Raw genomic sequence first — 13,666 nt, 5'->3', positions numbered from 1 at the left:
GGATTCGCATGTTTGATATCGGACTCAACCTGACCAGCTCGCAGTTTGCAAAAGATCGCGATGACGTTGTTGCGCGTGCTTTTGACGCCGGCGTTAAAGGACTCCTGCTGACCGGAACTAACCTTCATGAGAGCGAGCAGGCGCAGCTTCTGGCGCAACGTTATGAACACTGCTGGTCAACCGCAGGCATCCACCCTCATGACAGCAGCCAGTGGACCGAGGAGAGCGCACAAATCCTTTACAGACTCGCGAAAACCGCTGAGGTGGTGGCCATTGGCGAGTGTGGGCTCGATTTTAACCGCAACTTCTCCACGCCTGACGAACAGGAAAAGGCATTCACTGCCCAGCTTGCTCTGGCGGCAGAGCTTGAAATGCCCGTCTTTATGCATTGCCGCGACGCGCACGAACGTTTTCTCGCGCTTCTGGATCCCTGGCTGGATAAACTCCCCGGCGCAGTGCTGCACTGCTTCACCGGTTCAAGGAAGGAGGCGCAGGAGTGCCTGGCGCGCGGGCTGTTTCTCGGCATTACCGGCTGGGTTTGTGATGAGCGCCGCGGGCTTGAGCTACGCGAGCTGTTACCGTTGATTCCGGCCGACCGTTTGCTTATTGAGACCGATGCGCCTTATCTGCTGCCGAGAGATATGACGCCCAAACCGTCATCGCGGCGAAATGAGCCTGCATACCTGGGGCACATTGTTGAGCGCGTGGCGCGATGGCGTGGAGACGATCCGCACTGGCTTTCTGCGCAGACGGATGACAACGTGCGCCATCTCTTCAGGATCAGTTTTTAAACTTTACGGAAGTCGGTATTTTTGACGCTCTGCAACACCTGCTTGTTCAGCAGGTTGAGCAACAACATGGAGCGTGCTTCACCGTCCGGCTCGGCGAAAATCGCCTGCAGGCCTTCGAATGCACCTTCCGTAATGACGACGTTATCACCCGCGTAAGGGGTTTCCGGGTCGGTGATCCCTTCTGGCTGTTGATACACCGAAAGCTGATGAATGACCGTCGACGGAACGGTGGCCGGGTGGGCGCCAAAACGAACGAAGTGGCTGACGCCGCGCGTTGCGCTGATGGTGGTGGTGTGGATCACCTCAGGGTCGAACTCCACGAACAGGTAGTTCGGGAATAACGGCTCACTGACGGTTGTGCGCTTCCCGCGCTGCATTTTTTCAAGCGTGATCACGGGTGTCAGACAATTTACAGACTGACGTTCAAGATGTTCCTGCGCGCGCTGAAGTTGCCCGCGTTTGCAATACAGTAAATACCAGGCCTGCATAATCACTCTTTCCCTTAGTTCGGGGCGCAAGCATATCAAAACCCTGGAGGGATCGCTAAGTTGATTATAATGGGTGAACCTGGAACAGAACGCATAAGTTCACGCTAATTTAACAAAATTACAGCATCAAGCAGGCTTACGCCGTATAATGAAGCGCTTACAGAGAGGCCATGACTAACTGCATGAAATACCACGATCTCCGCGACTTCCTGACGCTGCTGGAAAAGCAGGGCGAACTCAAACGCATTACACTTCCTGTTGATCCTTATCTGGAAATGACAGAAATTGCTGACCGCACCCTGCGTGCCGGTGGCCCCGCGTTACTCTTTGAAAATCCGAAAGGTTACTCCATGCCGGTGCTGTGCAACCTGTTTGGTACACCGCGTCGTGTCGCATTGGGGATGGGGCAGGAAGACGTTACCGCGTTGCGTGAAGTGGGTAAGCTGCTGGCATTTCTGAAAGAGCCAGAGCCACCGAAAGGCTTCCGCGATCTGTTCGACAAGCTGCCGCAGTTTAAGCAAGTGCTGAACATGCCAACCAAACGCCTGCGCGGTGCGCCGTGCCAGCAAAAAGTGCTGGAAGGCGATGCGGTTGATTTGACCAAAATTCCCATTATGCAGTGCTGGCCTGAAGATGCTGCGCCGCTGATCACCTGGGGTTTGACCGTCACGCGCGGTCCGCATAAAGAACGGCAAAATCTGGGTATTTACCGCCAGCAGTTGATTGGTAAGAATAAGCTCATCATGCGCTGGCTGTCGCATCGCGGCGGCGCGCTGGATTTCCAGGAGTGGTGCGCTGCGCATCCGGGTGAACGTTTCCCGGTCTCTGTCGCCTTAGGCGCTGACCCGGCCACTATTCTGGGAGCCGTCACACCCGTGCCGGATACGCTCTCTGAATATGCGTTTGCCGGCCTGCTGCGCGGGACAAAAACCGAAGTCGTGAAGTGTATTTCGAACGATCTCGAAGTTCCGGCCAGTGCGGAAATTGTGCTGGAAGGTTACCTTGAGCAGGGCGAACTGGCACCGGAAGGCCCTTACGGCGACCACACCGGTTATTACAACGAAGTGGATAACTTCCCGGTGTTTACCGTTACGCACATTACGCAGCGTGAAGATGCGATTTATCACTCAACCTACACCGGTCGTCCACCGGATGAACCCGCAGTACTGGGGGTGGCGCTGAATGAAGTGTTTGTGCCGATCCTGCAAAAGCAGTTCCCGGAAATCGTTGATTTTTACCTGCCCCCTGAAGGGTGCTCGTATCGCCTGGCGGTAGTGACGATGAAGAAGCAGTATCCCGGTCATGCGAAACGCGTGATGATGGGCGTCTGGTCTTTCCTGCGCCAGTTTATGTATACCAAATTTGTTATTGTCTGCGATGATGACGTTAACGCTCGCGACTGGAATGACGTCATTTGGGCGATTACCACGCGAATGGACCCGGCGCGCGATACGGTGTTAGTCGAGAACACGCCGATAGATTACCTGGACTTTGCCTCGCCGGTTTCCGGTCTTGGCTCAAAAATGGGACTGGATGCCACAAATAAATGGCCTGGCGAAACCGACCGTGAATGGGGTCGCCCGATCAAAAAAGATCCTGCCGTGACCGCGCGTATTGACGCGATCTGGGATGAACTGGCCATAATGAATAACGGTAAACCTGAAACAGGCCGTTAAGCCCTATAGACTTCACGACAGAGAGAGCGAATGACAACCTTAAGCTGTAAAGTGACCTCGGTAGATGCCATCACCGACACCGTATATCGCGTCCGTTTAGTGCCAGAAGCGGCATTCTCTTTCCGCGCTGGTCAGTACTTAATGGTAGTGATGGATGAGCGTGATAAGCGTCCTTTCTCTATGGCCTCTACGCCAGCAGAGAAAGAATTTATTGAGCTGCATATTGGTGCGTCTGAGCTTAACCTGTACGCGATGGCCGTTATGGACCGCATCCTGAAAGAACGTGAGATTGTGGTCGACATCCCTCACGGCGAAGCGTGGCTGCGCGATGACGAAGATCGTCCGCTGATCCTGATCGCTGGCGGTACGGGATTCTCTTATGTGCGCTCTATTCTGTTGACCGCTCTGGCACGTAACCCGGACCGTGACATCACCATTTACTGGGGTGGCCGCGAAGAGAAACATCTGTATGACCTGTCTGAGCTGGAAGCGCTGAGCGTAACCCATCCTAACCTGCGCATTGAGCCGGTGGTTGAGCAGCCGGAAGAGGGCTGGCGTGGGCGTAGCGGTACCGTGCTGACGGCGGTATTGCAGGATCACGGCACGCTGGCAGGACACGATATCTATATCGCAGGTCGTTTCGAGATGGCGAAAATCGCTCGGGACCTGTTCTGTAACGAACGTGACGCGCGTGAAGATCGCCTGTTTGGTGATGCGTTTGCCTTCATCTAAATAAAAAACCCGCCCCTGACAGGCGGGAAGAACGGCAACTAAACTCTCTCTCTTCGCCAATGACGCCATAACTGCGTTGGCTGCGCTCGTTCACCCGAATCACTTACTTGAGTAAGCTCATCGGGATTCGCTCGCTTGCCGCCTTGTTCTGACGTCATTGGCTTTGAGATACTTTTCCTGATTTACACTCTCTCAAACACCGTCGCGATACCCTGACCCAACCCGATGCACATTGTTGCCAGTCCGAACTGGGCATCTTTGCGCTCCATCAGATTAATCAGCGTCGTGCTGATACGCGCCCCGGAGCAACCGAGTGGGTGGCCGAGGGCGATCGCGCCGCCGTTGAGGTTAATTTTCTCGTCGATCTGTTCCATCAGCCCCAGATCTTTAATGCACGGCAGGATCTGCGCGGCGAAGGCTTCGTTCATCTCGAACAGATCGATGTCGCTGGCGGTTAGTCCCGCTTTTTTCAGCGCCAGCTTCGAGGCCGGAACCGGGCCGTAACCCATGATTGAAGGATCGCAGCCCACGACAGCCATCGAACGTACCCGAGCACGTGGGATTAACCCCAGCTCACGGGCGCGGCTTTCGCTCATCACCAGCATCGCCGCAGCTCCGTCGGACAGCGCCGACGAGGTACCTGCCGTGATCGTACCGGTGACCGGATCAAATGCCGGACGCAACGTAGAAAGTGCTTCCACCGTTGTTTCCGGGCGGATCACTTCGTCGTAGCTGAACTGCTTCAGAACGCCGTCCGCATCGTGACCGCCGGTAGGGATGATCTCGTTTTTAAATGCGCCGGACTGCGTGGCAGCCCAGGCGCGGGCATGGGAACGTGCGGCAAACGCATCCTGCATTTCACGGCTGATGCCGTGCAGGCGGGAGAGCATCTCCGCGGTGAGACCCATCATTCCCGCAGCTTTTGCCACGTTACGGCTCATCCCCGGATGGAAATCGACGCCGTGGCTCATCGGGACGTGCCCCATATGCTCCACACCGCCCACCAGGCAGGCCTGAGCATCGCCGGTCATGATCATACGTGCCGCATCGTGCAGCGCCTGCATGGACGAACCGCACAGACGGTTAACGGTGACGGCCGGAACCGAATGCGGGATCTCCGCCAGCAGTGACGCATTACGCGCGATATTGAAGCCCTGCTCCAGGGTCTGCTGCACGCAGCCCCAGTAGATATCGTCGAGCGCGGCGGGGTCCAACGCCGGATTACGCGCCAGCAGGCTACGCATCAGGTGTGCGGAGAGGTCTTCCGCGCGCACGTTACGGAATGCGCCGCCTTTTGAACGGCCCATCGGGGTGCGAATCGCATCAACAATGACAACCTTTTCCATTGTGACTCCTTAAGCCGTTTTCAGCTCGCCAACCGGACGGGCTGGCTCAACTGCTGGGTAATAGGGTTCGTTATGGCGCGCTTTGTTGCGCAGCCCTTCAGGCACTTCATAGAGCGGGCCGAGGTGCTGATACTGCTGAGCCATATCGAGATAGCGGGCGCTGCCGATGGTGTCCAGCCAGCGGAACGCGCCGCCGTGGAACGGAGGGAAGCCCAGGCCGTATACCAGCGCCATATCCGCTTCGGCCGGGCTGGCGATAATGCCTTCTTCCAGACAACGCACCACTTCGTTGATCATCGGGATCATCATGCGGGCGATGATCTCATCGTCGGTGAAGTCACGTTTTGACTGGCATACGTCGGCCAGCAGGCCATCCACCGCCGCATCCTCTTCTTTCTTCGGTTTGCCTTTGCTGTCTTCTTTATAGCGCCAGAAGCCCAGGCAGTTTTTCTGACCGAAGCGGTTAGCGTCGAACAGGGCGTCAATCGCGTCGCGATAATCTTTCTGCATGCGCTGCGGGAAGCCCGCCGCCATCACCGCCTGGGCGTGATGGGCGGTATCAATACCGACCACGTCCAGCAGATACGCCGGGCCCATCGGCCAGCCGAACTGTTTTTCCATCACTTTGTCGATTTTGCGGAAGTCTGCCCCGTCGCGCAGCAGCTGGCTGAAACCGGCGAAGTAAGGGAACAGTACGCGGTTGACGAAGAAGCCCGGGCAGTCGTTAACAACGATCGGCGTTTTGCCCATCTTGCTTGCCCACGCCACCACTTTGGCGATGGTTTCGTCAGAGGTTTTTTCCCCTCGGATCACTTCGACCAGCGGCATACGGTGTACCGGGTTGAAGAAGTGCATTCCGCAGAAGTTTTCCGGACGCTTCAGTACGCTCGCCAGTTCGCTAATCGGAATAGTCGAGGTATTAGAGGCCAGTACGGTATCCGGACGAACTTTGTCTTCCGTTTCCGCCAGCACCGCTTTTTTGACTTTCGGGTTCTCTACGACCGCCTCAACGACCACGTCCACACGATCAAAACCGCTGTATTCCAGCACAGGCTGAATGGTAGAGATCACGCCAGCGAGCTTCAGCCCGTCAATTTTGCCGCGCTCCAGCTGTTTATTCAGCAGCTTGGCCGCTTCGGTCATGCCCAGCGTCAGGGATTTCTCGTTAATGTCTTTCATCACTACCGGCACGCCTTTCCAGGCTGATTGGTAGGCGATGCCGCCACCCATAATGCCCGCCCCGAGTACCGCCGCGTGTTTTGGGGTCTCAACGTTTTTGGTCAGCTGTTTAGCTTTGCCTTTCACGAACTGATCGTTCAGGAAGATGCCAACCAGCGCGCGGGCTTCGTTGGTGTGCGCCAGCGGGACGAAGCTCTGATTTTCCAGTTTCAGGGCTTCGTCACGGCCCAGACGGGCGGCCGCTTCAATGGTTTTCACTGCCGTGATCGGCGCCGGGTAGTGTTTACCCGCCGTCTGCATCACCATGCCTTTGGCGATGGTGAAGCTCATGGTGGCTTCTATCTTGCTGAGTTTTAACGGCTCAAGCTTCGGCTGGCGTTTGGCTTTCCAGTCGAGATCGCCATTAATGGCCTGACGCAGAATAGCCAGAGCGCCTTCAACCAGTTTTTCTGGCTTAACCACGCCGTCCACCAGGCCGATTTTCTGCGCCTGTTCCGCGCCGACATCTTTACCGGCGGCGATGATCTCCAGCGCGCTGTCAGCACCCAGCATGCGCGGCATACGGACGGATCCGCCAAAGCCAGGCATGATCCCCAGTTTGGTTTCCGGCAGGCCGATACGCAGATCCGGCGTGGCCAGACGGTAGTCGGTCGCCAGCACGCACTCGCAGCCACCGCCTAATGCGTAACCATTAACGGCGGAAATAGTCGGAACAGGCAGGTCTTCCAGACGGTTAAAGACGCTGTTTGCAAAGTGCAGCCACTGGCTCAACTGTTCTTCAGGCACCTGGAACAGGGAAAGGAATTCGGTGATATCGGCACCGACAATAAAGGCTGCTTTGTTTGAGCGCAGCAGCAGCCCTTTTAATTCAGTTTGCTTTTCAAGTACTTCCAACGCCTGGCCAAGACTGGCCACGGTCGCGGTATCAAGCTTGTTCACTGAGCCGGGGGCATCGAACACCAGTTCGGCAATGCCATCTTCCAGCCAGTTGAGGTACAGGGTGTCGCCTTTGTAGAGCATGTCAGTCTCCTGAATCCAGCAATTGGATCTGGTCATACCAGATGAAACGGAGTGTGGGATTTATGTTAATAAAATGCAAATTACTCATTAAGAAATTGCTGCATTGATCACGGTCGGTGGAAATCACGCAGCCGGAGTGAGGTGTGCTAAGATGCGATGACTTGAGGTCAAAAAAACGAAAGGAAGAATGATGGACTCACTGGCTTCGCTTTATAAAAATCATATCGTTACCCTACAGGAACGTACCCGCGATGTACTGGCCCGCTTCAAACTGGATGCCCTGCTTATCCATTCCGGCGAGCTGATAAACACATTTCTTGATGACCATGCCTATCCGTTCAAGGTTAACCCGCAGTTTAAAGCCTGGGTGCCTGTTACTCAGGTTCCTAACTGCTGGTTGCTGGTGGATGGCGTGAACAAGCCGAAACTGTGGTTCTACCTGCCGGTCGATTACTGGCACAACGTGGAACCGCTGCCGACCTCTTTCTGGACGGAAGAAATTGATGTGATTGCGCTGCCAAAAGCGGACGGCATTGGCAGCCAGCTACCTGCTGCACGCGGCAATATCGCCTATATTGGCCCGGTTCCGGAGCGTGCATTGGGTCTGGATATTCCCGCGGACAAACTCAACCCGAAAGGGGTGCTCGACTTCCTGCATTACTACCGTGCGTACAAAACCGATTACGAACTTTACTGCATGCGTGAAGCGCAAAAAACGGCGGTGAATGGCCATCGTGCCGCACACGAGGCGTTCCAGTCCGGCATGAGCGAATTCGATATCAACCAGGCGTACCTGACCGCGACCGGCCACCGTGATACCGACGTGCCATACAGCAATATTGTCGCGCTGAATGAGCATGCTTCTGTTCTTCACTACACCAAACTGGACCATCAGGTTCCGTCGGAAATGCGCAGCTTCCTGCTTGATGCCGGTGCTGAGTACAACGGTTATGCGGCTGACCTGACCCGTACCTGGGCGGCTAATGCTGACACCGATTTCGCGCAGCTGATTAAAGACGTGAACGATGAGCAACTGGCGCTTATTGGTACCATGAAAGCCGGTACCAGCTACGTGGATTATCACGTTCAGTTCCATCAGCGCATCGCGAAGCTGCTGCGTAAGCATCAGATTGTGAAAGACATGAGCGAAGAGGCAATGGTCGAGAACGATCTCACCGGGCCATTCATGCCGCACGGTATTGGTCACCCGCTGGGCCTGCAGGTTCACGACGTCGCTGGCTTTATGCAGGATGATACCGGTACGCATCTTGCGGCACCGTCTAAATATCCTTACCTGCGCTGCACCCGTATTCTTGAGCCTCGTATGGTGTTGACGATTGAACCGGGGATCTACTTTATTGAATCCCTGCTGGCGCCATGGCGTGAAGGTCAGTTCAGCAAACACTTCAACTGGGAAAAAATTGACGCACTGAAACCGTTTGGCGGTATTCGTATCGAAGATAACGTGGTGATTCACGAGAACGGTATCGAGAATATGACGCGAGACCTGAAGCTGGCCTGATGGAAAGCTGGCTGATACCGGCTGAACCGGTCACCTTTGTTGAGGAAATCAAGAAAAGCCGCTTTATTACGCTGCTGGCACACACCGACGGCGTTGAAGCGGCAAAGGCATTTGTTGAGTCTGTCCGGGCTGAGCATCCTGACGCACGTCACCACTGTGTGGCGTGGGTGGCAGGGCCCCCGGACGATTCGCAACAGCTTGGCTTTTCCGATGACGGTGAACCCGCGGGAACCGCCGGTAAACCCATGCTCTCGCAGCTGATGGGCAGCGGCGTGGGTGAAATTACCGCCGTGGTGGTGCGTTACTACGGCGGCATCTTGTTAGGCACGGGCGGGCTGGTGAAAGCCTATGGCGGTGGCGTTCAGCAGGCACTGAATATATTGACGACCACCCGCAAAACGCCGCTCACCGAATATACTCTATTGTGCGATTACGCCCAATTATCCGGCATCGAAGCGTTGCTGAAACAGTTTAATGGCGTTATCGCGCACAGTGACTTTCAGGCGATGGTGCAATTACGCGTGGCGCTTCCTCAGGCGGAGCTGGCTGCTTTTTCAGCAAAACTGGCAGATTTTAGTCGCGGTTCGTTGCAATTACTGCCGATTGAAGAATAATCCCCACCTCACTTTTTTGAATACCAAAGGAAGCGGCAGAGATGCATTTTCGTGCCATAACCCGAATCGTTGGACTGCTGGTCATACTTTTTTCCGGGACGATGATTCTCCCAGGACTGGTGGCGCTTATCTACCGGGACGGCGCGGGGCGGGCATTTACCCAGACCTTTTTTGTCGCACTGGCGATTGGCTCGCTGCTGTGGTGGCCGAATCGTCGTCAGAAAGGTGAGCTGAAATCCCGCGAAGGCTTTCTGATCGTGGTGCTGTTCTGGACGGTGCTGGGGAGCGTGGGTTCGCTGCCCTTTATCTTCTCCGAGCAACCTAACCTGAGCATCACGGATGCCTTTTTTGAATCGTTCTCGGGGTTAACGACCACCGGGGCGACGACGCTGGTGGGTCTGGATTCATTACCCCACGCCATCCTCTTTTATCGCCAGATGCTGCAGTGGTTCGGCGGTATGGGGATCATCGTCCTGGCGGTAGCTATTCTGCCCATTCTGGGCGTCGGTGGGATGCAGTTGTACAGGGCTGAAATGCCCGGGCCGCTGAAAGATAACAAGATGCGCCCGCGTATTGCCGAGACGGCGAAAACCCTGTGGCTGATTTATGTCCTGCTGACGGTGGCCTGTGCGCTGGCGCTCTGGTTTGCCGGGATGCCTGCTTTTGATGCCATCGGACACAGCTTTGCGACAATCGCTATCGGCGGGTTCTCCACCCACGATGCCAGCGTAGGCTACTTCGATAGCCCAACGATCAACACCATCATTGCGATTTTCCTGCTGATTTCTGGCTGTAACTATGGCCTGCACTTCTCTTTACTGAGCGGGCGAAGCCTGAAGGTGTACTGGCGCGACCCTGAGTTCCGCATGTTTATTGGTGTCCAGCTTACGCTGGTCGTCATCTGTACCCTGGTGCTGTGGTTCCATGATGTTTACAACTCCGCGCTGACAACCCTAAACCAGGCGTTCTTCCAGGTGGTATCAATGGCGACGACCGCCGGATTTACCACGGACAGTATTGCGCGCTGGCCGCTGTTCCTGCCGGTACTCCTGCTGTGCTCTGCGTTTATTGGCGGCTGCGCCGGGTCGACGGGCGGTGGTCTGAAGGTGATTCGTATTCTGCTGCTGTTCAAGCAGGGCAACCGTGAGCTGAAACGACTGGTCCACCCGAACGCGGTTTACAGCATTAAACTGGGGAACCGCGCGCTGCCGGAACGTATTCTCGAAGCCGTATGGGGCTTTTTCTCGGCGTATGCGCTGGTCTTTATCGTCAGTATGCTGGCGATCATCGCGACGGGGGTGGATGATTTCTCCGCCTTTGCGTCCGTCGTCGCAACATTGAATAACCTCGGGCCAGGCCTGGGGGTCGTGGCGGATAACTTTGCCAGTATGAACCCGGTCGCGAAATGGATCCTCATTGCCAATATGCTGTTTGGTCGTCTTGAGGTCTTTACGCTGCTGGTGCTCTTCACCCCAACATTCTGGCGCGAATAAGGAGCCGTTGATGAAAACACTGATTCTTTTCTCTACGCGAGACGGACAAACACGTGAGATTGCCGCGTATCTGGCGTCGGAATTAAAAGAACTGGGTATTTACTCGGATGTGGTGAACCTGAATCGCGCGGAGCAGATCACATGGCAGGAGTACGATCGCGTGGTGATTGGCGCCTCTATTCGTTACGGGCATTTCCATCCAGCGCTGGATCGCTTTGTGAAAAAGCACACGGCAGTGCTCAACAAATTGCCCGGCGCGTTTTACTCGGTCAATCTGGTTGCGCGTAAAGCCGAGAAGCGTACGCCGCAGACCAACAGCTATACGCGCAAGTTTTTACTCAGCTCACCGTGGCAGCCAGACCTGTGCGCGGTTTTTGCTGGTGCGCTGCGTTACCCTCGATATCGTTGGTATGACCGTTTCATGATCCGCCTGATTATGAAAATGACCGGTGGTGAAACCGATACCCGTAAAGAAGTGGTTTATACCGACTGGTCGCAGGTGGCCAGTTTTGCGCGGGAAATCGCACATTTAACGGACGATTCGCGACTTAAATAAGCGTTAAGTTTGAAAAGTGAGCGAACGAAAAGTTTTTTGTAATTTGTGCTTGTCACTCCGAAATAACTCCCTATAATGCGCCTCCACTGACACGGAACAACGGCACACACGCCGCCGGGTCAGCAAAGAAAAGCAAAATAAACGCTTGACTCTGAAGCGGGAAAGCGTAATATGCACACCCCGCGCCGCAGCGAAAACGAAGCGGCACTGCTCTTTAACAATTTATCAGACAATCTGTGTGGGCACTCAAAGTGACATGGATTCTTAACGTCCTCGGACGAAAAATGAATACCAAGTCTCTGAGTGAACATACGTAATTCATTACGAAGTTTAATTCACGAGCATCAAACTTAAATTGAAGAGTTTGATCATGGCTCAGATTGAACGCTGGCGGCAGGCCTAACACATGCAAGTCGAACGGTAGCACAGAGAGCTTGCTCTCGGGTGACGAGTGGCGGACGGGTGAGTAATGTCTGGGAAACTGCCTGATGGAGGGGGATAACTACTGGAAACGGTAGCTAATACCGCATAACGTCGCAAGACCAAAGAGGGGGACCTTCGGGCCTCTTGCCATCAGATGTGCCCAGATGGGATTAGCTAGTAGGTGGGGTAACGGCTCACCTAGGCGACGATCCCTAGCTGGTCTGAGAGGATGACCAGCCACACTGGAACTGAGACACGGTCCAGACTCCTACGGGAGGCAGCAGTGGGGAATATTGCACAATGGGCGCAAGCCTGATGCAGCCATGCCGCGTGTATGAAGAAGGCCTTCGGGTTGTAAAGTACTTTCAGCGGGGAGGAAGGTGTTGTGGTTAATAACCGCAGCAATTGACGTTACCCGCAGAAGAAGCACCGGCTAACTCCGTGCCAGCAGCCGCGGTAATACGGAGGGTGCAAGCGTTAATCGGAATTACTGGGCGTAAAGCGCACGCAGGCGGTCTGTCAAGTCGGATGTGAAATCCCCGGGCTCAACCTGGGAACTGCATTCGAAACTGGCAGGCTAGAGTCTTGTAGAGGGGGGTAGAATTCCAGGTGTAGCGGTGAAATGCGTAGAGATCTGGAGGAATACCGGTGGCGAAGGCGGCCCCCTGGACAAAGACTGACGCTCAGGTGCGAAAGCGTGGGGAGCAAACAGGATTAGATACCCTGGTAGTCCACGCCGTAAACGATGTCGACTTGGAGGTTGTGCCCTTGAGGCGTGGCTTCCGGAGCTAACGCGTTAAGTCGACCGCCTGGGGAGTACGGCCGCAAGGTTAAAACTCAAATGAATTGACGGGGGCCCGCACAAGCGGTGGAGCATGTGGTTTAATTCGATGCAACGCGAAGAACCTTACCTACTCTTGACATCCAGAGAACTTTCCAGAGATGGATTGGTGCCTTCGGGAACTCTGAGACAGGTGCTGCATGGCTGTCGTCAGCTCGTGTTGTGAAATGTTGGGTTAAGTCCCGCAACGAGCGCAACCCTTATCCTTTGTTGCCAGCGGTTAGGCCGGGAACTCAAAGGAGACTGCCAGTGATAAACTGGAGGAAGGTGGGGATGACGTCAAGTCATCATGGCCCTTACGAGTAGGGCTACACACGTGCTACAATGGCGCATACAAAGAGAAGCGACCTCGCGAGAGCAAGCGGACCTCATAAAGTGCGTCGTAGTCCGGATTGGAGTCTGCAACTCGACTCCATGAAGTCGGAATCGCTAGTAATCGTAGATCAGAATGCTACGGTGAATACGTTCCCGGGCCTTGTACACACCGCCCGTCACACCATGGGAGTGGGTTGCAAAAGAAGTAGGTAGCTTAACCTTCGGGAGGGCGCTTACCACTTTGTGATTCATGACTGGGGTGAAGTCGTAACAAGGTAACCGTAGGGGAACCTGCGGTTGGATCACCTCCTTACCTTAAAGAACCTGCCTTTGTAGTGCTCACACAGATTGTCTGATGAAAAAACAGCAGTAAAAATCTCTGCAGGCTTGTAGCTCAGGTGGTTAGAGCGCACCCCTGATAAGGGTGAGGTCGGTGGTTCAAGTCCACTCAGGCCTACCAAACTCCTTTTAAAGGATGAGCGGTACAGAGATTACAAACGATGGGGCTATAGCTCAGCTGGGAGAGCGCCTGCTTTGCACGCAGGAGGTCTGCGGTTCGATCCCGCATAGCTCCACCATCTTTTACTGCGAACACAAGAAAACTTCAGAGTGAACCTGAAAAGGTGCACTGCGAAGTTTTGCTCTTTAAAAATCTGGATCAAGCTGAAAA

The 13,666-nt window shown here is 54.9% G+C and carries 10 protein-coding genes, 2 tRNA genes and 1 rRNA gene; 10 read left to right on the top strand and 3 right to left on the bottom strand.

Features of this window, described 5'->3' with window-relative positions:
• Positions 1-8 precede the first annotated feature (8 nt).
• The gene (gene tatD, locus ABFI50_RS08070; protein ID WP_193971523.1) at positions 9-791 is read left to right on the top strand and encodes a 3'-5' ssDNA/RNA exonuclease TatD; all 783 of its coding nucleotides are present in this window, start codon (positions 9-11) and stop codon (positions 789-791) included.
• On the opposite strand, the gene rfaH is transcribed toward tatD, so the two are convergent.
• On the bottom strand, positions 788-1,279 hold the full coding sequence (gene rfaH, locus ABFI50_RS08065) for a transcription/translation regulatory transformer protein RfaH (RefSeq protein ID WP_014885616.1): 492 nt from the start codon (positions 1,277-1,279) through the stop codon (positions 788-790). The genes tatD and rfaH overlap by 4 nt on opposite strands.
• 170 nt (positions 1,280-1,449) lie before the next feature.
• Between rfaH and ubiD the strand changes: the two genes are divergently transcribed.
• Positions 1,450-2,955, top strand: coding sequence for a 4-hydroxy-3-polyprenylbenzoate decarboxylase (gene ubiD, locus ABFI50_RS08060; RefSeq protein ID WP_023331547.1), 1,506 nt, complete (start codon positions 1,450-1,452; stop codon positions 2,953-2,955).
• Between the two features lie 30 nt (positions 2,956-2,985).
• Complete coding sequence (gene fre / locus ABFI50_RS08055) at positions 2,986-3,687, top strand: NAD(P)H-flavin reductase (protein ID WP_014885614.1); 702 nt, start codon at positions 2,986-2,988, stop codon at positions 3,685-3,687.
• Positions 3,688-3,869: 182 nt separating this feature from the next.
• Here fre and fadA read toward each other — a convergent pair whose 3' ends face one another.
• Both fadA and fadB read right to left on the bottom strand, forming a co-directional pair.
• On the bottom strand, positions 3,870-5,033 hold the full coding sequence (fadA, locus tag ABFI50_RS08050) for an acetyl-CoA C-acyltransferase FadA (protein ID WP_347485812.1): 1,164 nt from the start codon (positions 5,031-5,033) through the stop codon (positions 3,870-3,872).
• 9 nt (positions 5,034-5,042) lie between these two features.
• Positions 5,043-7,232, bottom strand: coding sequence for a fatty acid oxidation complex subunit alpha FadB (gene fadB / locus ABFI50_RS08045; protein ID WP_347485810.1), 2,190 nt, complete (start codon positions 7,230-7,232; stop codon positions 5,043-5,045).
• 190 nt (positions 7,233-7,422) lie between these two features.
• Between fadB and pepQ the strand changes: the two genes are divergently transcribed.
• The 7 genes from pepQ to ABFI50_RS08010 all read left to right on the top strand — a co-directional run bounded on the left by pepQ (position 7,423) and on the right by ABFI50_RS08010 (position 13,574).
• Positions 7,423-8,754, top strand: coding sequence for a Xaa-Pro dipeptidase (gene pepQ / locus ABFI50_RS08040; protein ID WP_014885612.1), 1,332 nt, complete (start codon positions 7,423-7,425; stop codon positions 8,752-8,754).
• A complete protein-coding gene (locus tag ABFI50_RS08035) occupies positions 8,754-9,368 on the top strand; it encodes an IMPACT family protein (protein WP_014885611.1) in 615 nt (204 codons plus the stop codon). Before pepQ ends, ABFI50_RS08035 begins: the two co-directional genes overlap by 1 nt.
• Before the next feature lie 41 nt (positions 9,369-9,409).
• On the top strand, positions 9,410-10,861 hold the full coding sequence (trkH, locus tag ABFI50_RS08030; protein WP_013099227.1) for a Trk system potassium transporter TrkH: 1,452 nt from the start codon (positions 9,410-9,412) through the stop codon (positions 10,859-10,861).
• Between the two features lie 10 nt (positions 10,862-10,871).
• Positions 10,872-11,417 (top strand): menaquinone-dependent protoporphyrinogen IX dehydrogenase, encoded by a 546-nt coding sequence (hemG, locus tag ABFI50_RS08025; protein WP_014885610.1) that lies wholly within the window; start codon positions 10,872-10,874, stop codon positions 11,415-11,417.
• A 352-nt stretch (positions 11,418-11,769) separates the two neighbouring features.
• Positions 11,770-13,309: ribosomal RNA gene (locus tag ABFI50_RS08020) — 16S ribosomal RNA — on the top strand.
• Positions 13,310-13,379: 70 nt separating this feature from the next.
• Positions 13,380-13,456 (top strand) — tRNA-Ile (locus ABFI50_RS08015).
• Positions 13,457-13,498: 42 nt separating this feature from the next.
• Positions 13,499-13,574, top strand: a tRNA-Ala gene (locus ABFI50_RS08010).
• The last annotated feature ends 92 nt before the right edge of the window (positions 13,575-13,666 follow it).

The organism is Enterobacter sp. HNDS-6 (genome assembly GCF_039850505.1).
GTDB lineage: Bacteria > Pseudomonadota > Gammaproteobacteria > Enterobacterales > Enterobacteriaceae > Enterobacter > Enterobacter kobei.
This window is presented reverse-complemented; position numbering and strand designations above follow the sequence as displayed.

Bases quoted from the DNA above. Each gene is read 5' to 3' on its own strand.
- fadB (WP_347485810.1), bottom strand. From the start codon at position 7,232: ATGCTCTACAAAGGCGACACCCTGTACCTCAACTGGCTGGAAGATGGC.
- rfaH (WP_014885616.1), bottom strand. From the start codon at position 1,279: ATGCAGGCCTGGTATTTACTGTATTGCAAACGCGGGCAACTTCAGCGC.
- ABFI50_RS08035 (WP_014885611.1), top strand. From the start codon at position 8,754: ATGGAAAGCTGGCTGATACCGGCTGAACCGGTCACCTTTGTTGAGGAA.
- pepQ (WP_014885612.1), top strand. From the start codon at position 7,423: ATGGACTCACTGGCTTCGCTTTATAAAAATCATATCGTTACCCTACAG.
- ubiD (WP_023331547.1), top strand. From the start codon at position 1,450: ATGACTAACTGCATGAAATACCACGATCTCCGCGACTTCCTGACGCTG.
- fre (WP_014885614.1), top strand. From the start codon at position 2,986: ATGACAACCTTAAGCTGTAAAGTGACCTCGGTAGATGCCATCACCGAC.
- trkH (WP_013099227.1), top strand. From the start codon at position 9,410: ATGCATTTTCGTGCCATAACCCGAATCGTTGGACTGCTGGTCATACTT.
- tatD (WP_193971523.1), top strand. From the start codon at position 9: ATGTTTGATATCGGACTCAACCTGACCAGCTCGCAGTTTGCAAAAGAT.
- fadA (WP_347485812.1), bottom strand. From the start codon at position 5,033: ATGGAAAAGGTTGTCATTGTTGATGCGATTCGCACCCCGATGGGCCGT.
- hemG (WP_014885610.1), top strand. From the start codon at position 10,872: ATGAAAACACTGATTCTTTTCTCTACGCGAGACGGACAAACACGTGAG.